General features: G+C 71.5%; 19 protein-coding genes and 3 pseudogenes. 10 read left to right on the top strand and 12 right to left on the bottom strand.

Translation table 11 applies throughout. The annotated features are described in order from the left end of the window. Positions 1–107: 107 nt before the first annotated feature. From AB0903_RS18985 to AB0903_RS18970, 4 genes are all read right to left on the bottom strand, one after another. Positions 108–533, bottom strand: coding sequence for an STAS domain-containing protein (locus tag AB0903_RS18985; protein WP_366704171.1), 426 nt, complete (start codon positions 531–533; stop codon positions 108–110). Next, a complete protein-coding gene (locus AB0903_RS18980; protein WP_366704169.1) occupies positions 530–1,438 on the bottom strand; it encodes an STAS domain-containing protein in 909 nt (302 codons plus the stop codon). The genes AB0903_RS18985 and AB0903_RS18980 overlap by 4 nt, the downstream gene beginning before the upstream one ends. Positions 1,439–1,613: 175 nt before the next feature. Continuing rightward, positions 1,614–1,871: a DUF5133 domain-containing protein gene (locus tag AB0903_RS18975; RefSeq protein ID WP_366704167.1), complete on the bottom strand. Its 258-nt coding sequence runs from the start codon at positions 1,869–1,871 to the stop codon at positions 1,614–1,616. A gap of 125 nt (positions 1,872–1,996) precedes the next feature. Continuing rightward, positions 1,997–2,401 carry an ATP-binding protein gene (locus tag AB0903_RS18970; protein ID WP_366704205.1) on the bottom strand — a complete coding sequence of 135 codons (405 nt, stop codon included), beginning with the start codon at positions 2,399–2,401 and terminating at the stop codon, positions 1,997–1,999. 205 nt (positions 2,402–2,606) lie between these two features. Here AB0903_RS18970 and AB0903_RS18965 point away from each other — a divergent pair, with 205 nt between their 5' ends. Further along, positions 2,607–2,861: a WhiB family transcriptional regulator gene (locus tag AB0903_RS18965; RefSeq protein WP_366704165.1), complete on the top strand. Its 255-nt coding sequence runs from the start codon at positions 2,607–2,609 to the stop codon at positions 2,859–2,861. 83 nt (positions 2,862–2,944) lie between these two features. Here the strand turns inward: AB0903_RS18965 and AB0903_RS18960 are convergent. The 3 genes and pseudogenes from AB0903_RS18960 to AB0903_RS18950 all read right to left on the bottom strand — a co-directional run. Next, positions 2,945–3,130 (bottom strand): annotated as a pseudogene (locus tag AB0903_RS18960) (hypothetical protein); the annotation flags it as partial. 271 nt (positions 3,131–3,401) lie between these two features. After that, positions 3,402–4,379: an acyl-ACP desaturase gene (locus tag AB0903_RS18955; protein WP_366704163.1), complete on the bottom strand. Its 978-nt coding sequence runs from the start codon at positions 4,377–4,379 to the stop codon at positions 3,402–3,404. A 284-nt stretch (positions 4,380–4,663) separates the two neighbouring features. Beyond that, positions 4,664–6,307 (bottom strand): ATP-binding cassette domain-containing protein, encoded by a 1,644-nt coding sequence (locus tag AB0903_RS18950; RefSeq protein WP_366704161.1) that lies wholly within the window; start codon positions 6,305–6,307, stop codon positions 4,664–4,666. Between the two features lie 351 nt (positions 6,308–6,658). On the opposite strand from AB0903_RS18950, the gene AB0903_RS18945 reads away from it, so the two are divergent. Beyond that, complete coding sequence (locus AB0903_RS18945; RefSeq protein ID WP_366704159.1) at positions 6,659–7,468, top strand: isocitrate lyase/phosphoenolpyruvate mutase family protein; 810 nt, start codon at positions 6,659–6,661, stop codon at positions 7,466–7,468. Between the two features lie 57 nt (positions 7,469–7,525). On the opposite strand, the gene AB0903_RS18940 is transcribed toward AB0903_RS18945, so the two are convergent. Next, on the bottom strand, positions 7,526–7,942 hold the full coding sequence (locus AB0903_RS18940; RefSeq protein ID WP_366704157.1) for an SsgA family sporulation/cell division regulator: 417 nt from the start codon (positions 7,940–7,942) through the stop codon (positions 7,526–7,528). Between the two features lie 193 nt (positions 7,943–8,135). Here AB0903_RS18940 and AB0903_RS18935 point away from each other — a divergent pair, with 193 nt between their 5' ends. Beyond that, the gene (locus AB0903_RS18935) at positions 8,136–9,275 is read left to right on the top strand and encodes an oxidoreductase (protein WP_366704155.1); all 1,140 of its coding nucleotides are present in this window, start codon (positions 8,136–8,138) and stop codon (positions 9,273–9,275) included. A gap of 15 nt (positions 9,276–9,290) precedes the next feature. Here the strand turns inward: AB0903_RS18935 and AB0903_RS18930 are convergent, their stop codons facing one another. Continuing rightward, the gene (locus AB0903_RS18930; protein WP_366704153.1) at positions 9,291–9,587 is read right to left on the bottom strand and encodes a YciI family protein; all 297 of its coding nucleotides are present in this window, start codon (positions 9,585–9,587) and stop codon (positions 9,291–9,293) included. A 158-nt stretch (positions 9,588–9,745) separates the two neighbouring features. Between AB0903_RS18930 and AB0903_RS18925 the strand changes: the two genes are divergently transcribed. Next, positions 9,746–10,180, top strand: coding sequence for a hypothetical protein (locus AB0903_RS18925; RefSeq protein WP_366704151.1), 435 nt, complete (start codon positions 9,746–9,748; stop codon positions 10,178–10,180). 217 nt (positions 10,181–10,397) lie between these two features. On the opposite strand, the gene AB0903_RS18920 is transcribed toward AB0903_RS18925, so the two are convergent. Continuing rightward, positions 10,398–11,159, bottom strand: coding sequence for a hypothetical protein (locus AB0903_RS18920; protein WP_366704149.1), 762 nt, complete (start codon positions 11,157–11,159; stop codon positions 10,398–10,400). Positions 11,160–11,271: 112 nt separating this feature from the next. Here AB0903_RS18920 and AB0903_RS18915 point away from each other — a divergent pair. Together AB0903_RS18915 and AB0903_RS18910 are read left to right on the top strand one after the other, a co-directional pair. Continuing rightward, positions 11,272–11,462: pseudogene (locus tag AB0903_RS18915) on the top strand (DUF1062 domain-containing protein); the annotation flags it as partial. A gap of 108 nt (positions 11,463–11,570) precedes the next feature. Beyond that, positions 11,571–12,266 carry an endonuclease V gene (locus AB0903_RS18910; protein WP_366704147.1) on the top strand — a complete coding sequence of 232 codons (696 nt, stop codon included), beginning with the start codon at positions 11,571–11,573 and terminating at the stop codon, positions 12,264–12,266. A 55-nt stretch (positions 12,267–12,321) separates the two neighbouring features. On the opposite strand, the pseudogene AB0903_RS18905 reads toward AB0903_RS18910, so the two are convergent. Both AB0903_RS18905 and AB0903_RS18900 read right to left on the bottom strand, forming a co-directional pair. Further along, positions 12,322–12,803: pseudogene (locus AB0903_RS18905) on the bottom strand (phospholipase). A 594-nt stretch (positions 12,804–13,397) separates the two neighbouring features. Then, positions 13,398–14,597 carry a saccharopine dehydrogenase NADP-binding domain-containing protein gene (locus tag AB0903_RS18900; protein ID WP_366704145.1) on the bottom strand — a complete coding sequence of 400 codons (1,200 nt, stop codon included), beginning with the start codon at positions 14,595–14,597 and terminating at the stop codon, positions 13,398–13,400. 263 nt (positions 14,598–14,860) lie between these two features. Here AB0903_RS18900 and AB0903_RS18895 point away from each other — a divergent pair, with 263 nt between their 5' ends. The 4 genes from AB0903_RS18895 to AB0903_RS18880 all read left to right on the top strand — a co-directional run bounded on the left by AB0903_RS18895 (position 14,861) and on the right by AB0903_RS18880 (position 20,686). Next, on the top strand, positions 14,861–15,994 hold the full coding sequence (locus AB0903_RS18895; RefSeq protein WP_366704143.1) for a CaiB/BaiF CoA-transferase family protein: 1,134 nt from the start codon (positions 14,861–14,863) through the stop codon (positions 15,992–15,994). Beyond that, a complete protein-coding gene (locus tag AB0903_RS18890; RefSeq protein WP_366704142.1) occupies positions 15,991–17,133 on the top strand; it encodes an acyl-CoA dehydrogenase family protein in 1,143 nt (380 codons plus the stop codon). Before AB0903_RS18895 ends, AB0903_RS18890 begins: the two co-directional genes overlap by 4 nt. Before the next feature lie 119 nt (positions 17,134–17,252). Continuing rightward, a complete protein-coding gene (locus AB0903_RS18885) occupies positions 17,253–18,467 on the top strand; it encodes an acetyl-CoA C-acetyltransferase (RefSeq protein WP_366704140.1) in 1,215 nt (404 codons plus the stop codon). A gap of 44 nt (positions 18,468–18,511) precedes the next feature. Then, complete coding sequence (locus tag AB0903_RS18880; protein WP_366704138.1) at positions 18,512–20,686, top strand: 3-hydroxyacyl-CoA dehydrogenase NAD-binding domain-containing protein; 2,175 nt, start codon at positions 18,512–18,514, stop codon at positions 20,684–20,686. Positions 20,687–20,699: the final 13 nt, after the last annotated feature.

The following is a 20,699-nucleotide window of genomic DNA, read 5'->3' as shown; positions in this document are numbered from 1 at the left end:
CCGGCCGGGGCCACGCCGTACCGTTACGGCGGGCCGCCCGACGACGATCCCGCCGCCGCCGTAGTGCCCGACGGCGAGCGGCCCTTCCGGCCGTCGTCCCTCGGCGCTCATCTCTGCCATGCCCCATCCGCGGTTCGTGGTGCAGAGGGCTCCTGCCGCGCGGGCGTCCGGGACCAGCCGAGGGCGGCCATCCCCTGCTCGGCGTTGAGCGCCGTCTCCACACCTTTGAGTTCGATACCCAGTTCCACGAGAGTGACGGCCACCGGCGGACTCATCCCGGCGACGATGACACGCGCACCGAGCAGCCGAGCCATCGTGCTGAGTTCCATCAGCGCGCGTGCCACGAACGAGTCGATGATCTCCACCCGGGAGATGTCGATCAGCACGCCCCGCGCACCTTCGGTGGCGATCCTCCTGGTCAGCTCGTCGGCCAGCGCGACGGCCGACGCGTCGTCCAACTCGCTGAGCAGCCCGGTGACCAGAGTGTCCCCGAGCCGGAGGATCGGCAGCTTGGTGGGTTCTCTTCCGCTCATCGGCCGTCCTGCATCTCGTCGGTCCACCCCGGGGCGACGCCCGGTTCCGACCGGAACGCCTCCTGCTGGGTGAGACGCATGGACGTTTCGAGGGCGTCGGCGAGGGTCGCCCGGGTCAGGATGTCGGACAGGTCGATGCCGAGCTGCACGATCGTCTGCGCGATCGCCGGACGGACCCCGCTGACGACGCATTCCGCGCCCATGAGGCGCACCGCCTTGACCGTCTGGATCAGGTGCTGGGCGACGGAGGTGTCCACGGTGGGGACGCCGGTGATGTCGATGATCGCCACCAGCGTCCCGTTCTTCTGGATGGCTTCGAGCAGGTTCTCCATCACCACCTGGCTGCGGGCGGTGTCGAGGTTGCCGATCAGCGGTACGGCGAGAACGTGCCGCCACAGGCGGACCACCGGTGTGGACGCCTCCAGCAGCTGCCGGCTCTGTCTGCGGATGATCTCCTCACGGCCGTGGACGAACGTCTCGAAGCACAGGGCGCCCGCAGCGTCGAGCACGCGGTTCACCGCCTGAACGGCGACGTACACCTCGTCGGTGTCGAACGGCTCCTGACGGACGGCCTCCAACACCGCATCCTTCAGCGCGAACACCGCCAGTGACGCCTCGGTCGGCACCGCGCCGGCCCGTGCCCGACGCATCGACATGTCCACCACCACGTCGTGCAGTCCGTCGTGTTCAACGGCCCGTACGAGGGGGACGTCACCGGCCAGGCAGGCGCGGACGGCTTCCACGAGCAGGTCCGCCTCCTCACGCCATTCGCCGTCCACCAAGCTCTCTCCGCCGGTTTCGGTGCGCTCCTCCTGGAGCTGCACCCACCGGTCGGCGATCTCGGCGCCGCGTCGCGTCAGAACCTCGTTCAGACGTGCTCGTACGGCGGACTCGGGGGTAGTCATGTTCGCCTCTCGCTGCGCTTTCTCTGTGGGTTGGCGACCGGAGCCACGGCCCGTCCCAGATGGAAACGGCCCCGGTCGCGCGGAACGGACGGCCGACGGGACGCCGGCACGGAGCGCAGCAGGCCGACGGTTTCTGCCCCGTGGTGTGCGCCAAGTGGCATGAGGACGGGGCCGTTCAGGCGCTCCGCCGTATCGGAGCGCGCCGGCCCGGACCGGCGGGACGCGCGCCCGGGACCGCGATCTCGCCGGCCTCCAGTTCCTGCCGCGCGGCAGCGAGGGCCCCATCCGCGGTTCGCGCGCCCGTGGCCGCGCACAAGGCGCAGGCGGCGTCCTGCAGTCGGGCGTGGATCAAACCCGAGCGCTCCCGCTCGTACCGTGCGACGAGCTCTTGGTACTCGTCGACGGCGTTCCGCAGGATGACCGGGTGCGCCATCAGCACGTTGCTCCTCCTCTTCGGTGGCCGGCCGACGTCGACGGGTCGGCATGATCCCGTTTGCCCCGCCCGCGCGCTCGCAATCGTCCGGGGACCTCTCGGGTGGCACGAGTCACGTCGCGGCGTCAGTAGAGGCGCACCATCGCGTGGATCGTCTTGCCCTCCGCGGCGGAGGTGATGGTCACTTCTTCGCTCAGCCTGTGGACGAGAGGCCATCCGTGTCCACCGGGGACCAGGGGATCCGGGCCGGGGAGCGCGCAGGGGCGGACGGGGGAGCGGTCCGTGACGCTCAAACGCAGCGCGCCCTCGATGATGCAGAGGGTCACGCCGGTCACGCCACCGGCGTGCCGGATGGCGTTCGTCACGAGTTCGGAGGCGACGAGAAGCGCGTCGGCCACGACCACACTGTGTTCGGGGCCCGGTGGCATGGGGCAGAACTCGTCCTCCAGCAGGCGGCGGACCTCTTCGCGTGCCTCTGCCGCCGACAGGGGGAACACGGTGCGGTCGCGGCCGCTCCGGACCGTCGTCATGGGTCCTCCAGTTTGTCTTCCCGGCGTTGGCGCTGGTTCGTCTACCCGGGAACCCTGGTCGCACACCGTCCCTCTTGCAGATCCCTGCGCGAGTGTCAAGAGGACGCGGACCGGGACGTCCCCCGGCGGGCGCCAGGAGCGCGCCCCGGAGCCTGTTGATGCGTCATTGAGCCGGTGTTTATCGGCCATCGGCAAGGTGGTCCGTATGCCGATCAACACCATCACCTCCGCCACCGAGGACGAACTCGCCTGGCAGGAGAGCGCGTTGTGTGCCCAGGCGGGCCCCGAGTTCTTCTTCCCGGCCCCCGGTTCCTCCACCCGTGAGGCCAAGCAGCTCTGCGAGGCGTGCGAAGGCCGGGTGGCGTGCCTCGAGTACGCGCTGACCCACGACGAGAGGTTCGGCGTCTGGGGCGGCCTCTCGGAGAAGGAACGCCTCCGCCTCAAGCGCGCCTCCCACTGAGCCGGGGCACTGCCCATACCCGGTGGCGGCGAGTGCTCGACGAGCTCGAGCATGTCGTGGGTACCCGAGCAGAAGCCGACGATCCCGGCCGTGCAGCCGTTGCCGTCGCCGGTGTCCTCGACGGTGCTGTGTCCTCGACGGTGCCGTACGGGCTGCGCCGGTTCAGCGTCGAGCTCTCGGCGCTCGCCACCAGCCGGGCGGCGAGCGCCTTCTTGCGCGGGTCCGCGGGGTGGGTTCTTCTTGCGTGGGTCCGTGGGGCGGGGCGGCATCGCGTCGATGCGCTTCTCCAGCTCACGCTGCTGCACCGGGGCGCCGGACTTCGGCGGGCCGGGTGCGCCGTCGTGGCGCAGATGCGGTCGCTCTATGAGACGTTGCGGCTCGCCGGCCCCGCCGTCTCCGCCGAACCGGGCGGGAGACGGCGAGGCCGTCGGGGCGCCGATCAGGGCGACACGGGTCAGGGGTCTCACACGGGACGGCGTACGGAGCGGCCGTCACGCTCCACAAGCCCCTGTCCGGCCCGGGCCGACGGCCCGGCAGCCGTCACTGGGCTGCTGCGCGGGCCGCCATCCGGGCCTTGCGGGTGGCGAGCTTCTCGTCGAACTTGAGCGCCTCGGAGTCCAGCCCGCCCATGTACAGGCCGAGCTCTTCCTGGGCCTTCTGCCCTTCAGCCCCGAGCCCGTCGATCTCCATGACCTTCAGGTAGCGCAGCACCGGCTGCAGCACGTCGTCGTGGTGGATGCGCATGTTGTAGATCTCGCCGATCGCCATCTGCGCGGCGGCCCGCTCGAAGCCCGGCATGCCGTGTCCCGGCATCCGGAAGTTGACGACGACGTCGCGCACGGCCTGCATCGTCAGGTCGGGGGCGATCTCGAAGGCCGCGCCCAGCAGGTTGCGGTAGAAGACCATGTGGAGGTTCTCGTCGGTGGCGATGCGCGCCAGCATCCGGTCGCAGACGGGGTCGCCCGACTGGTGGCCGGTGTTGCGGTGCGACACGCGCGTCGCGAGCTCCTGGAAGGCGACGTACGCGACGGAGTGCAGCATCGAGTGGCGGTTGTCGGACTCGAAGCCCTCCGCCATGTGGGCCATCCGGAACTGCTCCAGCTTGTCCGGGTCGACGGCGCGCGAGGTGAGCAGGTAGTCGCGCATCACGATGCCGTGCCGCCCCTCCTCGGCGGTCCAGCGGTGCACCCAGGTGCCCCAGGCGCCGTCGCGGCCGAAGAGGGAGGCGATCTCGTGGTGGTAGCTCGGGAGGTTGTCCTCCGTGAGCAGGTTCACGACCAGCGCGATCTTGCCGATGTCGGTGACCTTGGACTGGGCGGGCTCCCACGCCTCGCCGTCCTCGAAGACTCCGGGGAAGTTGCGGCCGTCGGAGAAGGGTACGTACTCGTGCGGCATCCAGTCCTTGGCGACCTTGAGGTGGCGGTTGAGTTCCTTCTCCACCACCTCCTCCAGCGCGTACAGCAGCCGGGCGTCTGTCCACGCTTCCGAACTGCCGAGGTGGGGAGAGGTGATCGTCACGGGGGCTCCTGGGGGACGCGAGAGTTACTTACGTAATCGTAGGTTACGAAACCGTAGGTTAAACGCGACATAAGGCCCCGGCCAAGCCCGGATCCGCGATGTCCGGTTACGTAGCGTTATGGGGGCTGCTCCAGTAGGCGCGACGGAGAGCCATGTCACTCTTCCGGCCCCTGCCCGGACCCGCCCCGCCCTGACCGGCCCGGCTCCGGAGGCGGCGGGAGGGTCCGCCGGGTCCCGGCCGGGACCCGCCCGCTCCGCCGTCGGGTCCGCGCTCGTCCCCGCCCTCATTCCATCCGGAACACCCCCTCCCGCAGCTCCTCCGCCGAGACGTCCCGCAGCTCGCCGTCGAGCAGCAGTCGGCGGGTGATGCCGATCGAGTCCAGGAACACCGGGTCGTGGCCGGCGACGATCAGCGCTCCCTCGTAGGACTCCAGCGCCGCCGTCAGGCTGCGCACACTCGCCATGTCGAGGTTGTTCGTCGGCTCGTCCAGCATGAGTAGCCGCGGAGCCGGCTCGGCGAGCAGCAGCGCCGCGAGCGCCGCGCGGAACCGCTCGCCGCCCGACAGCGTCCCGGCCGGCTGGTCGGCGAGCGCGCCCCGGAACAGGAAGCGTGCGAGCCGTGCCCTGATCCGGTTGTTCGTGGCGTCGGGGGCGAACCGGGCCACGTTCTCCACCACGCTCAGCCCGTCGTCGAGCAGATCCAGGCGCTGCGGCAGGAAACGGAGGGGGACCTCGGCCACCGCCTCGCCCGCCACCGGCTCCAACTCGCCCGCGATGGTGCGCAGCAGCGTCGTCTTGCCCGCGCCGTTGCGTCCCACGAGCGCGATCCGTTCAGGACCGCGCACCTCGAACTCGCCCTTCACCTGAGCCCCGTACCGCAGTCGCAGATCACGCAGGAGCAGCACTCCACGTCCGGGGTGCACCCGGGTGCCGGGCAGCTCGATACGGATCTCGTCGTCGTCGCGCACCGCCTCCACGGCCTCGTCGAGCCGCTCCTTCGCCTCCGCGAGCTTCTCCGTGTGCATGATGCGGTACTTGCCGGCCGACTCCTGGGCCGCGCGCTTGCGCGAGTTCATCACGATCCTGGGCTCGCGCTTGGTGTCGTACATCTTCTGCCCGTACCGCTTGCGTCGGGCCAATTTGACATGCGCCTGGGCGAGTTCGCGCTTCTGGCGCTGCACGTCGGCCTCCGCGGCGCGCACCGTTCTTTCCGCCGCCTCCTGTTCGACGGCGAGTGCCTGTTCGTAGGCGGAGTAGTTGCCGCCGTACCAGTTGACCTCGCCGTCCCGCAGATCGGCGATCTGGTCGACCAGCTCCAGCAGTTGACGGTCGTGGCTGACCACGACCAGCACCACGGACCAGCGCGCCACCGCGTCGTGGAGGCGCCGGCGGGCGAACAGGTCGAGGTTGTTCGTCGGCTCGTCGAGCAGCAGCACATCGGGCCGGGCCAGCAGCAGCGCGGCCAGCCGCAGCAGCACGCCCTCACCGCCGGAGACCTCGCCGATGGTGCGGTCCAGACCGATGTGCCCGAGGCCCAGCTGGTCCAGTGTGGCCTGTGCGCGCTCCTCGACGTCCCAGTCGTCGCCGACCGCGGTGAAGTGCTCCTCTGCGGGGTCGCCGCCCTCGATGGCGTGCAGCGCCGCGCGGGTCCGTGCGATGCCGAGCACCTCGTCGACCCGCAGGGCGGTGTCCAGGACGACGTTCTGCGGCAGGTGGCCGACCTCGCCCATGGTGCGGACCGCTCCGCCGGAGGGTGCGAGGGTGCCGGTGATCAGTTTCAACAGGGTCGACTTTCCCGACCCGTTGAGGCCGATGAGACCGGTCCGGCCGGGCCCGATCGAGAGATGGAAGTCGTCGAACACGACGGTGCCGTCGGGCCAGGCGAAGTCGAGCGCGGAGCAGGTGATGTACGTGGGGGAAGTGGGCACAGGGGCCTCCCGGTTGCATGGCGGAACGGGCAACGGGTGGAGACACCGGGGCGGGGCGACGGGCGCCGGGGAGAGAAGGTCCCGGCCGCGGGGTGGACGGCATGAGTCGTCGAGGTCGCACACGCGGCGCACGGGCCGAAGCCGTGCCGCACGGTGTCTCAAGACCTCAGACGAGCAACGTCCCACTCCGATCGACGACAACAGAACCGTCGAACACGCTAGGAAGCCGCCGGGCCGCAGTCAACGCATTAATCAGTCGACGCCTTGATCCGCGGACGCCCGCCCGCCGGGGTCACGTTGATGTCGGAAACCCGCCGGACAGGCGCAGCCCGCCCTGGTTGAGTGCTCGCCATGCCGAACCTCCATGATCTCGCGAACCGCTTCCGTGCCCTCCACAGCACCGGCCGCCCCCTGGTCCTCCCCAACGCCTGGGACACCGCGAGCGCCCGGATCATCGCCGAAGCCGGCGCACCGGCGATCGCCACCACGAGCGCCGGCGTCGCCTGGGACCTGGGCGCCGCGGACGGGGAGCGACTGGACCGGGCCGCGGCGCTCGAACAGGCGGTCCGCATCGCCGCCGCCGTGGACGTGCCCGTCAGCGCGGACATCGAGGGCGGTTACGCGCAGGACGCCGACGGTGTCGCGGCCACGGTCCGCCAGGTCCTCGACGCGGGGATCGTCGGCGTGAACATCGAGGACGGCCCGCGCCCCGCCGCCGAGCACGCGCGGCGCGTCGCCGCGGCGCGCGCGGCCGCCGACGCCGTCGGCGTGCCCCTGTTCGTCAACGCGCGCATCGACGTGTATCTGGCAGACATCGGTGCCGGGCCCGACCGGCTGGAGGAGACGCTGAAGCGGGCCGCCGCATGTCTCGCGGCCGGCGCGGACGGCATCTTCGTACCCGGCGTGACCGACCCGCCCACCGTGGCGGCACTGGCACAGGGGATCGACGCCCCGCTGGGCGTCATGGCCGGCCCCGGTGCTCCCGACGTGGCCGAGCTGGGGCGGCTCGGCGCGGTACGCGTCAGCGTCGGACCCGCGATCGCACAGGCCGCGCACGCGCTCGTACGGTCGGCGGCACGCGAGTTGCTCGAACGGGGGACGTATGGCGCACTGGCCGGCGGATACGACTACGGGGAACTCGACGCGCTCCTGGGGAGCTGACACCGCCGCCCGTCCCGCCCGTCCCGCCCGGGGCGCCCCGGGCGGGACGGGCGGCGGTCAGGTGGCGTCGCGCAGCAGCTCCGCCAGGTCCTCGTCGAGGCCCAGATACAGGTGCTCGCACCCGGCCGGGACCAGCTCCTGCACCCGGTCGAGGAAGCGCCGCAGTTCACCGGTGCGGATGTGCACCATGGCCATGCCTTCCGGTGCGTGGAACTCCAGTACCGTCCGGTCGTAGCCGTACGGCCGCACCCGCACGTCGCCCAGGCCGGCCGGCTCGTGGACGCCCTCCGCCAGCAGTTCCCGCGAGAACGCCCAGGACACGTCCGTGCCCTCCAGAGTCGCCGGGCCGGGAAAGTCGATCCGCACCGCGAAGGGATCGCGCGGGTCGTAGTGCAGTGTCGCCGGTACGGACTCCATCTGGGGCGCGGAGGCGACGAGTCGGGCCTGGACGGCCTGCTCGATGACGGTGGACAAAGGCCCGCTCCTTCGATTACGGCTCGCCGGGTCCGGTGGCGCAGGTTCTGCTGACACCACAGAAGACGTCGGAACGAGTGGTTCCGTGCACCTCCGTGAAGCGTGACATGTGTCACCGCCCGCCCCCGGCGGCGTATTCCGGCCGCCCACGCACCCTGGACGGCTCCGGGCGGCTGGGCTAGCTTCCAGCGCCATGACGTCCAAGGGGAAGACGAGAAGAGCGGTGTCGGTGGGACTGTGCGCGGCTGCGGTGGCGGCTGCGCTGGCCGCGCCGGCTCCCGTGGCTCCGGCGAACGCCGCGCCGGCTCCCGTGGCTTTGCTTCACGCGGCCCCGGCCGGGGAGTCGACGTCGAGGATCCGCACCCTGGGCTGGAGCCTGAAGGACACCGGGACAGACGTGCGGCTGCGCGGGCTGGCACCGGTCAGCCGGACGACCGCGTGGGTCGCGGGCTCCAAGGGCACCGTGCTGCGCACGGACGACGGCGGCCGCAGCTGGCTCGACGTGTCGCCGCCCGGCGCCGAGGGGCTGGAGTTCCGTGACGTCGAGGCGTTCGACGCCCGGCGGGCCGTGGTCCTGGCCATCGGCGAGGGGGTAGCGTCCCGGCTGCTGCGCACCGAGGACGGCGGAGCGACCTGGACCGAATCGTTCCGCAACACCGACCCCAGAGCGTTCTACGACTGCGTCACCTTCTTCGACAGCCGCCACGGGCTGGCCATGAGCGACCCCGTGGACGGCAAGTACCGCATCCTGTCCACCGCGGACGGCGGCCGCTCGTGGCAGGTGCTCCCCGACGCGGGGATGCCGCCCGCCCTGCCCGGCGAGGCGGGCTTCGCGGCGAGCGGCCAGTGCCTCGTCAGCGCCGGTCCCAAGGACGTCTGGCTGGCCACCGGCGGCGGCGCGACGGCCCGGGTCCTGCACTCCGCCGACCGAGGTCTGAACTGGACCGTCACCGAGTCCACGATCCCGGCCGGCGACCCGGCCCGAGGCGTCTTCGCGCTGGCGTTCCGCGACCGGTGGCACGGGCTCGCGGTCGGCGGCGACTACCGCCCCGGCCAGGCATCGCCGCGGGCCGCGGCCGTCACGCGGGACGGTGGCCGCAACTGGCTGCAGGCGAAGAACCCGCCGGGCGCGTACCGCTCCGGCGTGGCCTGGCTGCCGCACGGCAGGTCCGCCGCGCTCGCCGTCGGCCCCACCGGGACAGACCTCACGACAGACGGCGGTCGGAGCTGGCGCACGGTCGACACGGGCTCGTTCGACACCGTCGACTGCACGTCCGACTTCGGCTGCTGGGCCTCGGGGGAGAAGGGCCGGGTCGCGCGCCTGGAGTTCTGACCGGCCGGCAGGACGTCAGGAGGGCGGCTGCCGGTACGGAGCCAGCTCAGGGGCGGTCCTGGTCGCGACGAACTCCGTGATCCGGTACGCGCACACCGCGCCGAGGACGAAGGGGTCGGTCGCCGCGACCTTCTCGATTCCCGCGCGATCGTCCCCGACGGCGAGGACGATCCCGCCGTCGCGGGGCTTCTTGCGGCCCGACGCGATGACGACGCCCTCCTCGTACAGCGCGTCCAGCCAGGCCACATGGGCCTCCATGAGCGGTTCGACGCGTTCGAGCGGCGCGGTGTAGGTCAGCTCCATCACAAACATGACCGCCACGCTACCTCGCAGACCGGACCGAAAGGTTCCGGCCAACTCCTGGAGTCGCCGTGCCGGACGGGTGACACGCGGGGAACCGGGCGACGGCACGGGGAATCAGTGAGGCCGACCACTCTCCGCCACCGGCGGACCTCCAGAGAAGAGGGCTCATGTCGCGCCGATCCGTGAAGACCGTGCCGGCCGCCGCCGCAGCTGCCGCAGCCGTCGTCGCCGGCACTCCGTTCACCGCCCAGGCCGCGTCCTACTCAGGCGGCAACTACGGTGCGTACGCATTCGAGGGGCAGTACCCGACCGTCGGGGGCTGCGCCGGGACGTTCTCCCAGAAGTACGTCCGGTACGCCGAGGGCATGACGCTGCGTTACTACTACTCGGGCACGTGCGGTTCGTTCGCCCGGATCGAGAACTCCCGGCAGGGCTGCGTCGCCGTGGCGCAGCGCGCCGACGGCGGCGGCTGGGTCTCCGAGTCCGTCGACCCCGGCATCAACTACGCCTACACCAAGATCGCCAACAACCTCAACGGACGGCTCTCGCGCGCCATCCTGTCCTGCGACGGCCACGACCTGACCAGCACGCCCTGGTACTAGGATCATCCGCCGGGGTCCGGAGCAACTCCTGAGTACCAGTCGGTACCTTTCATCTCGGTGCCGACGCCTCGACGGTGGGCCGCCGGCGGGCCCGGTGCATCGCCGAACATCTCCCGGGCACCGGACACGCCTCTACGTCTGCCCGTCCGTACGGCCTACGACCGGTCCTGTGGCCGGCAGGCAACGGGACGTCGGGGCCTTGCGTTCACGGGGGCGGTCATGCCCTGCCACGCTCGCTCAGCAGCCTTTCCGTGTACGCACCCAGCATGTCGCCCTCGTCGGCGGAGACCCCCAGGGCGCGGGCCGCGGCGGGGAAGTCCCAGTCGGAGACCCGCTCCCGGACGTTGAGCCGGCCGAAGGCGTTGACGCGCTCGAAGTCGACGAGGACGCCGCCGTCGTACGACGACGCGCGCGCGGTGTAGTCGTTGTGGCCGAAGTAGAACGTGCCGGGGCACCGGATGCCGTCCAGCGCCAGGATCTCGCCGCCGGTCGCACCGTCGCCGCACTCGATCTCCCGCGCGGCGACCATGGAGTAGTCCGGCCTGCCCACCAGCGCTCCGGTGACGGACAGGCCACCCAGGACGAACAGCACCGCCTGTTCCTCCAGCACGAGGTCCCCGCTGACGCGGAGATCGGCCCCGACCACGTGGACCGTGCCCCCCGGTATGACGACACGTCCCGCGAGGTCGTACGGGCCGGCCGGAGGACACGCCTCCACCAGGACCCGCAGCACGGCCCATCGGAAGTGCTCCGGACCGTCGAGCCAGTCCCATGACGTTCCACTGCCCAGCCGGGCGGGCGGCTGCTGCATCCTCCGGTCGAGTTCCTCGATCGTGAAGCCGTACCGGGCTGCGTCCTGCATGAGCAGTGCGTCATCAACGAGTGATGCCCTGACGCGGGCATACGCGGCCTTGACCTGCTGTGCCGCGAGCGGGAAGGCCGCGGGGTGCCAGGGAAGGCCGTGCGAGGAGCTGACCATCCTCCGAACCTATCGAAGCCGAGCGGCGAGGTCATCGGTAGATCCACGTAAGCCGCATGCGTATGCCTGGCCTCGGGCTCTCGCGTGGCCGGGGGTTGGCGATGCATGATCGGACCGCGAGGTGGTCGACGTCTCGGTCCGCTCTACGGCGCGGATCCCCGTCCGGCCGGTGCGACTGATCGCTGAAAGCTGCCGTCTTTCCCGGGCCGAGGTCGAGAGACTCCTCACGGAGGGAAACTCGTTTCGGCGGTCCGGCTCGGTCGCAAGCTCTGCGACGACTTCACCTTCACGCTCAAGCGCTGAGCCCTTCTCGGGGTCAGGGGCGTGTCCGGCTGGTCCCTCGACGGAATTGCCGCGTACCGCCGGCGATTTCCGGCTCGGGTCACCGGGCGGCCTATGGTGGGCGGCATCATGAAGATCGTCGAAGCGCCGGCCGGCTGGCCCGTGAACGAGGAACAGGCCCTGGCCGTCCAGGACGAGCTGCGCACCCGCGTCGTCCTGGACGAGCCGGGCCCACCGGTCGGCACCGGGCTGGTGGCCGGCGTCGACGTGGCGTACGACGACGACCGCGATGTCGTCGCGGCGGCGGCCGTCGTGCTGGACGCGGCGACACTGGCCGTGGTGGAGGAGGCCACGGCGATCGGCCGGATCACCTTCCCTTACGTGCCCGGGCTGCTCGCCTTCCGCGAGATCCCGACGGTGCTGGCCGCTCTCGGGTCCCTCACGTCGGCCCCCCGCCTGGTCGTCTGCGACGGGTACGGCCGGGCGCACCCCCGGCGTTTCGGGTTGGCCAGTCATCTGGGTGTGCTGACCGGGCTGCCCGCGATCGGTGTCGCCAAGAACCCGTTCGTCTTCACCTATGGTGAACTCGGCGACGCGCGCGGTGACTTCGCGCCGCTCGTCGCCGACGACGGGGAGGAGGTCGGCAGGGCGCTGCGTACGCAGCAGGGAGTGAAGCCGGTCTTCGTCTCCGCCGGGCACCGGGTCACCCTCGACGCGGCGTGCGCGCACACCCTGCGGCTCTCCCCGCGGTTCCGGGTCCCGGAGACGACACGGCGGGCCGACGCCCTGTGCCGGAGGGCGCTTCGCGAGACGACGGGCGTGTGACGGGTTTGGTGCACGCCTCGGGTGAGGCGCCGGCGTGCCGGGGCCTCACCCGCGGTCAGGCGGCCTTGCCGCTGTCGACCGCCGCGGAGTACCCGAAGGCCCTGACTGCCTGGTAGTACGTCCACGCCGTGGAGTTGCACGCGGTGCGCGTCGCGCCGGAGCAGCGGTTGCACACCCGCTTCATGTCCTCGTAGAACGCCGAGTCCAGTCTCGACTTGTTGGCGTCGAAGCGGCCGACGGCCTTGTAGTTCCGATAGCCGAAGTCATGGCGCATGACATTTTGAACGGAAAGCCGAACGGGTTGTCCGGCGACGTGGAGCAGTAGCCCGTGGACCAGTTGAAGCCGTAGGCGCTCCAGGTGCCCTGGTTGGCCCGGGCGGCCGCCCGGGCGTTGTAGCCGGACGCGCTGGTCTGGGTCCAGGAGTTGAGCACCTGGAGCTTGTCGGCGGGGGCGGCGGACGCAGAGCCGGCGGGGATCAGGGCGGCGGGCGATGCGAGTACGGCTGACACGAGCGGCAGGGCGAAACGGCGACGCATGCAGAACCTCCATGTGTGGAACGGGGGTTGGCGCACGCCACGTGGCCTGTCCACGGGCAGGTCAAGAGCCCCGCTATACGCGCGTCCTGCACAGGCTTTGCGTCACATGCAATGGATGAATTCTTCGGGTCCTCCGGTCGCGGACGCGCCGTCGGAAGGAGAGGGCGGAGCCCGGCGGGCACCGGACGGTCGACGCCGCCGCATCCACTCCCGGCCGGCGGGCCGTCTCCGCCCCCGTCGTGCCGGGCGCCCCTGGAGGCCGGCCCGCGAGCCTCCACCGACACCCGCGAGCCTCCGCCGACGTACGCGAGCCCCTGGAGGCCGGCCCGCGAGCCTCCACCGACACCCGCGAACGCCCACGGACGGACCGGCGATCCGGGCGGCCCCGGCGATCCGGGCGCCTGGGCGGAGTGGCGATCCGGGCGGGTCTGGGCGGACCGGTGATCCGGGCGGCTTTGGGCGGCCTTGGGGCAAGGTGTCCGACCGTCCGTGTGCGTATTGCGAGCGGGGTCCGGGGCAGAGGGTTCGCCCCGCCGTACGGAGGGGCGGGCCCGGAGGAGGGCAGCCCCGGCACGGGCGGTCGGGGCCGCGCCGCTACCGCGAGTGCGCCACCCGGAAGCGCAGGCCCGCCCGCTGAAGCCGCGTCAGCAGCGCGTCGCCCATCGCCACCGCCGGCGTCACCTGACCGGACGTCCTCGGCAGTGTGTCGCCGGCGAGGCACATCGCCGACTCCGCGAGGATCTTCGCCGTCTCGTCGTAGCCGGGGTCCCCGCCGGTCACCTCGGTGAAGACCCGGCGGCCGCCGCCCTCGCCGACGAACCGGACGGAGAACCAGCTCTTTGCGCGCCGCTTCGCGCTCGGGCCGTCGCCCGAGGCGTAACGGTCCATCAGCCACCGCCTGGCGGCGGGCAGTTGCGCGAGGGCGAAGCCCGCGGCAGCGGCGGCCAGGCCGCCGAGGGCCATCGGCAGGGTCCTGACCGCCGCGTAGTGGCGGTAGCGGAAATCGGGGCCGTAGCGCTCGAGCGCGCGGGCCGAGCGGACCACGATCTGCGGGTCGATGGTGGGCAGGGGCAGCGCCCACGCCCCGGTCTGAGGGCTGAAGCGGGGCCCGGCGAACGGCGTCCGGGCGCGGCGGCCGACGAGGCGGGGCTCGTGCAGCCGGCGTTCCCGGGCGGCGCGCAGCGTCTGGCTCCCGCGACCCATCGCGGTGAGCGCGGACGCCATGGTTCCGCCGGAGAACATCGCGTTGGAGCGGACGAAGCCGTCGACCGTGAGCGGAACGCCCTCGGGCAACCGCCCGACCGTGAAGTACACGCCCAGGTCGTGCGGCACCGAGTCGAATCCGCACGCGTGCACGAGCCGCGCGCCCGTCTCCCGGGCCCGTGCGTCGTGCCGCACGTACATCAGATCCACGAACTCGGGCTCACCGGTCAGGTCGACGTAGTCGGTGCCGGCCTCCGCGCACGCGGCGACCAGGCCCTCGCCGTACCAGACGTACGGGCCGACCGTCGTGGCCACGACACGCGCGGACCCGGCGAGTTCCCGGACCGACGCCCGGTCCGAGGCGTCGGCCTCGACCAGGGGCAGGGCGGCGCACGCGGGGTCGATGACCGCCAGTCGCTCCCGCAGCCGTTCGAGCTTGCCGCGGCTGCGCCCGGCGAGCGCCCAGCGGAGGTCCTTCGGCGCGTGGCGCGCGAGGTACTCGGCGGTGAGCGCGCCGACGAATCCGGTCGCCCCGAAGAGCACGATGTCGTACGGGCGCTGTGCGCGCTCCGCCCCGTTCTGGCTGTCCACTGGCTCCTCCGCCGTCAGGCCGTCCGGCGGATCAGGGCCGGCGGCCCCTGCCCCACGCCGATGTCGGTGGCTGAGGCTAGCGCGCGATCGGTCCGTGCAGAAGATCCGTTTCCCATCGGTGATCCGCCGGGGCCGTACAGCGGATCACCGCGTGTCGCTCGTGTCTAAGCGCTTGCTCGGCCGAAACCCTTGTGCGGCTCGGACCACGTTCTTATCATTACTGGTGTTACATCAGTTGTGTCACATCGCTGCTGGGGGGCTGGATGACGGCGTCAGGAAACGGCCCGCTGGCCGGGGTGCGCGTGGTGGAGCTGGCCGGCATCGGGCCCGGCCCGTTCGCCGCGATGCTCCTCGGCGATCTCGGGGCCGATGTCGTACGGGTCGACCGTCCCGGCGGTGCCGGGCTCGCCATCGACCCGGCGTACGACCTCACCAACCGCAACAAGCGCTCGGTGCTGATCGACCTCAAGTCCGCGGACGGCCCCGGCCGCATCCTCGACCTGGCGGAGCGTGCGGACGTGCTCATCGAGGGGTACCGCCCCGGCGTCGCCGAGCGTCTCGGCGTGGGCCCCGACGCCTGCCTCGCCCGCAACCCGCGCCTGGTCTACGGGCGGATGACCGGTTGGGGCCAGCAGGGGCCGCTGGCCGAGCGGGCCGGACACGACATCGCGTACATCGCCCTGACCGGCACGCTCTCCATGATCGGCAAGGCGGACGAGCCGCCCGTCGTCCCCGCCAACCTCGTCGGCGACTACGCGGGCGGATCTCTCTACCTGGTCATCGGCGTGCTCGCGGCGCTCCAGCACGCCCGCACGGAAGGCGGCACCGGCCAGGTCGTCGACGCCGCCATCGTCGACGGCGCCTCCCATCTCGCCACGATGATCCACGGGATGATGGCGGCCGGGGGGTGGCAGGACCGCCGCGGCGCCAACCTCCTCGACGGCGGCTGCCCCTTCTACGGCACCTACGAGACGTCCGACGGCCAGTGGATGGCGGTCGGCGCGCTGGAGCAGCGGTTCTACGACGAGTTCGTCGAACGGCTCGGCATCAAGGACGACATCCCCGCCCGCAAGGACTTCGCCCGCTGGGACGAGCTGCGCCGCGCGGTCGCCGAGCGGTTCAGGACCCGTACGCGCGCCGAGTGGACCGAGGTCTTCGAGGGCTCGGACGCCTGCGTGGCGCCCGTGCTGTCCCTTCGGGAGGCCCCCGCCCACCCGCACCTCGCCGCCCGCGGCACCTTCACCGACCACGGCGGCATCACCCAGCCCGCGCCGGCGCCCCGCTTCTCCGCCACCCCCGGGGCCGTGACCCGCGGGCCCGCCCTGCCCGGCGCGGACACGGCGGAGGTCGCCCGCGACTGGGACGTACCCGGCATCCGGCCCCAGGAGGACCGTTGAAGCGCCAGATCTTCACCGCCGAGCACGAGGCGTTCCGCGAGAGTGTCCGCACCTTCCTCACCAGGGAGGTGCGGCCCCATTACGAACAGTGGGAGAAGGACGGCATCGTCAGCCGCGACGTCTGGCTGGCGGCGGGCCGCCGGGGACTCCTCGGCCTCGCCGTGCCGGAGGAGTACGGGGGCGGCGGGAACGACGACTTCCGGTACGCGGCCGTGCTGCACGAGGAGTTCACCCGGGCGGGCGCGCCCGGCCTCGCCATCGGCCTGCACAACGACATCATCGGGCCCTACCTGACCTCGCTCGCCACCGACGAGCAGAAGCGGCGCTGGCTGCCCGGCTTCTGCAGCGGTGAGACCATCACCGCCATCGCGATGACCGAGCCGGGCGCGGGCTCCGACCTCCAGGGCATCCGCACCACCGCCGAGGACCGCGGCGACCACTGGCTGCTGAACGGTTCCAAGACCTTCATCTCCAACGGCATCCTCGCCGACCTCGTGGTCGTCGTCGCGAAGACGACACCGGAGGGCGGCGCGCACGGCCTGTCGCTGCTCGTCGTCGAGCGCGGCACGGCGGGCTTCGAACGCGGCCGCAATCTCGACAAGATCGGCCAGAAGGCGCAGGACACCGCCGAGCTGTTCTTCAACGACGTCCGCGTCCCCAAGGAGAACCTGCTCGGAGAGGTGAACGGCGCCTTCATCCACCTGATGACCAATCTGGCGCAGGAGCGGATGGTGATAGCGGTCGCCGGTATCGCCGCCGCCGAGCACCTGCTGGAGATCACCACCGAGTACGTGAAGGAGCGCGAGGCGTTCGGCAGACCGCTCGCCAAGCTCCAGCACATCCGCTTCGAGATCGCCGAACTCGCGACCGAGTGCGCCGTCACCCGCGCCTTCCTCGACCGCTGCATCGAGGACCACGCGAAGGGCGAACTGGACGCCGTCCACGCCTCGATGGCCAAGTGGTGGGCCACCGAACTCCAGAAGCGTGCCGCCGACCGCTGCCTCCAGCTGCACGGCGGGTACGGCTACATGAACGAGTACCGCGTCGCCCGGGCCTTCACCGACGGACGCGTCCAGACCATCTACGGCGGCACGACCGAGATCATGAAAGAGATCATCGGCCGTTCGCTGCTCGGCTGACCTCCCGAAAGCTCGGCCGACCCCCGAGGGGCCGGGCCAACCCCCGAAAGCTCTGCCGACCCCCCGAAGGCTCGGACCAACCCCCGAAAGCTCGGCCAACCTCCCGAAAGGCTGACAAGGTGAGCACCGAAGCGTACGTGTACGACGCGATCCGCACCCCGCGCGGACGCGGCAAGGCGAACGGAGCCCTGCACGGCACCAAGCCGATCGACCTCGTCGTCGGACTGATCCACGAGATCCAGGCCCGCTTCCCCGGCCTGGACCCGGCCGCGATCGACGACATCGTGCTCGGCGTCGTCGGCCCGGTCGGCGACCAGGGATCCGACATCGCCCGCATCGCGGCCATCGCCGCCGGACTGCCCGACACCGTCGCCGGCGTGCAGGAGAACCGCTTCTGCGCCTCGGGCCTCGAAGCCGTCAACCTGGCCGCCATGAAGGTGCGTTCCGGCTGGGAGGACCTCGTCCTCGCCGGTGGCGTCGAGTCGATGTCCCGGGTGCCGATGGCCTCCGACGGCGGTGCCTGGTTCGCGGACCCGATGACCAATTTCGAGACGAACTTCGTCCCCCAGGGCATCGGCGCCGACCTGATCGCCACCCTCGGCGGCTGGTCGCGGCGCGACGTCGACGAGTACGCGGCGATGTCCCAGGAGCGGGCGGCAGCGGCGTGGAAGGACGGGCGCTTCGAACGCTCCGTCGTCCCCGTCCGCGACCGCAACGGCCTCGTCGTCCTCGACCACGACGAGCACATGCGGCCCGGCACCACCGCCGACTCCCTCGCCGCCCTCAAGCCCTCGTTCGCCGGCATCGGCGACGTCGGCGGCTTCGACGCCGTCGCCCTGCAGAAGTACCACTGGGTCGAGAAGATCGACCACGTCCACCACGCGGGCAACTCCTCCGGCATCGTCGACGGCGCCGCCCTCGTCGCCGTCGGCTCCAAGGAGGCCGGCGAGCGGGCCGGCCTGACCCCGCGCGCCCGGATCGTCTCCGCCGCCGTCTCCGGCTCCGAGCCGACCATCATGCTCACCGGCCCCGCGCCCGCCACCCGCAAGGCACTGGGCAAGGCGGGTCTGACCATCGACGACATCGACCTGGTCGAGATCAACGAGGCGTTCGCCGGCGTCGTCCTGCGCTTCGCCCAGGACATGGGGCTGTCCCTGGACAAGGTCAACGTCAACGGCGGCGCGATCGCCATGGGCCACCCGCTGGGCGCGACCGGCGCGATGATCCTCGGCACCCTCGTCGACGAACTGGAGCGCCAGGACAAGCGGTACGGCCTCGCCACCCTGTGCGTGGGCGGCGGCATGGGCGTCGCCACCGTCGTCGAGCGCCTCTGACCCCGTCCTCTTCCGCCCTTCCGCCTTACGGAGCAGCCATCACCATGAGCGAGCCCACCACCATCCGCTGGGAACAGGACGAGACCGGTGTCGTCACCCTCGTCCTCGACGACCCGGACCAGTCCGCCAACACCATGAACCAGGCGTTCAAGGCTTCGATCGCGGCCGTCGCCGACCGCGTGGAGGCCGAGCAGGACTCCATCCGCGGCATCATCTTCACCTCCGCCAAGAAAACCTTCTTCGCGGGCGGCGACCTCAAGGAGATGATCAAGGCCGGACCGGACGACGCGCGGTTCGTCTTCGAGGCGGGCATGGGCATCAAACGCGCCCTCCGCCGCATCGAGACCCTCGGCAAGCCCGTCGTCGCCGCCATCAACGGCGCGGCCCTCGGCGGCGGTTACGAGATCGCCCTCGCCTGCCACCACCGCATCGCCCTCGACGCGCCCGGCTCCAAGATCGGCCTGCCCGAGGTCACCCTCGGACTGCTCCCGGCCGGCGGCGGCGTCACCCGCACCGTACGGCTGATGGGCATCGCGGACGCGCTGCTGAAGGTGCTCCTCCAGGGCACCCAGTACAGCCCGGCGCGGGCCCTGGAGAACGGCCTGGTCCACGAAGTGGCCGCCACCGAGGAGGAGATGCTCGCCAGGGCCCGCGCCTTCATCGACGCCAACCCGGAGTCCCAGCAGCCCTGGGACGTCAAGGGCTACAAGATTCCCGGCGGCACTCCGTCGAACCCGAGTTTCGCCGCCAACCTCCCCGCGTACCCCGCGAACCTGCGCAAGCAGACCGCCGGCGCGCCCTACCCGGCGCCGCGCAACATCCTCGCGGCCGCCGTCGAGGGCTCACAGGTCGACTTCGAGACAGCCCAGGTCATCGAGGCGCGCTACTTCACCGAGCTGGTCACCGGCGCGATCGCCAAGAACATGATGCAGGCGTTCTTCTTCGACCTGCAGGCCGTCAACGCCGGCCGCAGCCGCCCCCGGGACATCGAGCCGCGCCGCGTGCGCAAGGTCGCCGTCCTCGGCGCCGGCATGATGGGCGCCGGCATCGCCTACTCCTGTGCCCGTGCCGGGATGGACGTCGTCCTCAAGGACGTCTCCGCCGAGGCCGCCGCCAAGGGCAAGGGCTACTCGGAGAACCTGTGCGCCAAGGCGGTGTCCCGGGGCCGTACCACCCGGGAGAAGGCCGACGCACTGCTCGCCCGGATCACGCCTACCGCGGACGCCGCGGACCTCGCGGGCTGCGACGCCGTGATCGAGGCCGTCTTCGAGGACACGGCGCTCAAGCACAAGGTGTTCCAGGAGATCCAGGACGTCGTCGAGCCCGACGCACTCCTCTGCTCCAACACCTCGACGCTCCCCATCACCGTCCTCGCGGAAGGCGTCTCACGGCCGGACGACTTCGTCGGGCTGCACTTCTTCTCGCCCGTCGACAAGATGCCGCTGGTGGAGATCATCAAGGGCGAGCGCACCGGCGAGACGGCGCTGGCCCGCGCCTTCGACCTGGTCCGGCAGATCAACAAGACGCCGATCGTCGTCAACGACTCCCGCGGCTTCTTCACCTCCCGGGTCATCGGGCAGTTCATCAACGAGGGCGTCGCGATGGTCGGCGAGGGCGTCGACCCCGTCTCCGTCGAGCAGGCGGCCGCGCAGGCCGGCTACCCGGCGAAGGTGCTGTCCCTGATGGACGAGCTGACCCTCACGCTGCCTCGGAAGATCCGCAACGAGACGAAGCGGGCAATCGAGGAGGCCGGCGGCACCTGGGCCGGCCACCCCTCCGACTCGGTGATCGACCGGATGGTCGACGAGTTCGGGCGCACCGGCCGCAGCGGCGGGGCTGGCTTCTACGACTACGACGAGGACGGCAGGCGCACCGGCCTGTGGCCGGGGCTGCGGGAGCACTTCGCCCACGCGGACGCCGACGTCCCGTTCGACGACATGAAGGAGCGGATGCTCTTCTCGGAGGCCCTGGACACGGTCCGCTGCCTCGAGGAGAACGTCCTCACCTCGGTCGCCGACGCGAACATCGGCTCCATCATGGGCATCGGCTTCCCGGCCTGGACCGGCGGCGCCCTGCAGTACATCAACGGCTACGAGGGCGGCCCGGCCGGTTTCCTGGCCCGCGCCCGCGAACTGGCCGAGCGCTACGGCGAGCGCTTCCAGCCGCCCGCGCTGCTGGTCGAGAAGGCGGAGCGGGGGGAGGTCTTCACCGACGCGTGAGGCGTGATGTGTG

Source organism: Streptomyces sp. NPDC048389 (assembly GCF_040706335.1).
In the GTDB taxonomy this organism is placed as follows: domain Bacteria; phylum Actinomycetota; class Actinomycetes; order Streptomycetales; family Streptomycetaceae; genus Streptomyces.
The sequence above is the reverse complement of the archived record's forward strand: the minus strand, read 5'-3'. Positions and strand labels throughout refer to the sequence as shown.

Coding starts and splice junctions, on each gene's coding strand:
- AB0903_RS18985 (WP_366704171.1), bottom strand. CDS start 533: ATGAGCGGAAGAGAACCCACCAAGCTGCCGATCCTCCGGCTCGGGGAC.
- AB0903_RS18980 (WP_366704169.1), bottom strand. CDS start 1,438: ATGACTACCCCCGAGTCCGCCGTACGAGCACGTCTGAACGAGGTTCTG.
- AB0903_RS18975 (WP_366704167.1), bottom strand. CDS start 1,871: ATGGCGCACCCGGTCATCCTGCGGAACGCCGTCGACGAGTACCAAGAG.
- AB0903_RS18970 (WP_366704205.1), bottom strand. CDS start 2,401: ATGACGACGGTCCGGAGCGGCCGCGACCGCACCGTGTTCCCCCTGTCG.
- AB0903_RS18965 (WP_366704165.1), top strand. CDS start 2,607: ATGCCGATCAACACCATCACCTCCGCCACCGAGGACGAACTCGCCTGG.
- AB0903_RS18945 (WP_366704159.1), top strand. CDS start 6,659: ATGCCGAACCTCCATGATCTCGCGAACCGCTTCCGTGCCCTCCACAGC.
- AB0903_RS18935 (WP_366704155.1), top strand. CDS start 8,136: ATGACGTCCAAGGGGAAGACGAGAAGAGCGGTGTCGGTGGGACTGTGC.
- AB0903_RS18930 (WP_366704153.1), bottom strand. CDS start 9,587: ATGTTTGTGATGGAGCTGACCTACACCGCGCCGCTCGAACGCGTCGAA.
- AB0903_RS18925 (WP_366704151.1), top strand. CDS start 9,746: ATGTCGCGCCGATCCGTGAAGACCGTGCCGGCCGCCGCCGCAGCTGCC.
- AB0903_RS18920 (WP_366704149.1), bottom strand. CDS start 11,159: ATGGTCAGCTCCTCGCACGGCCTTCCCTGGCACCCCGCGGCCTTCCCG.
- AB0903_RS18910 (WP_366704147.1), top strand. CDS start 11,571: ATGAAGATCGTCGAAGCGCCGGCCGGCTGGCCCGTGAACGAGGAACAG.
- AB0903_RS18895 (WP_366704143.1), top strand. CDS start 14,861: ATGACGGCGTCAGGAAACGGCCCGCTGGCCGGGGTGCGCGTGGTGGAG.
- AB0903_RS18880 (WP_366704138.1), top strand. CDS start 18,512: ATGAGCGAGCCCACCACCATCCGCTGGGAACAGGACGAGACCGGTGTC.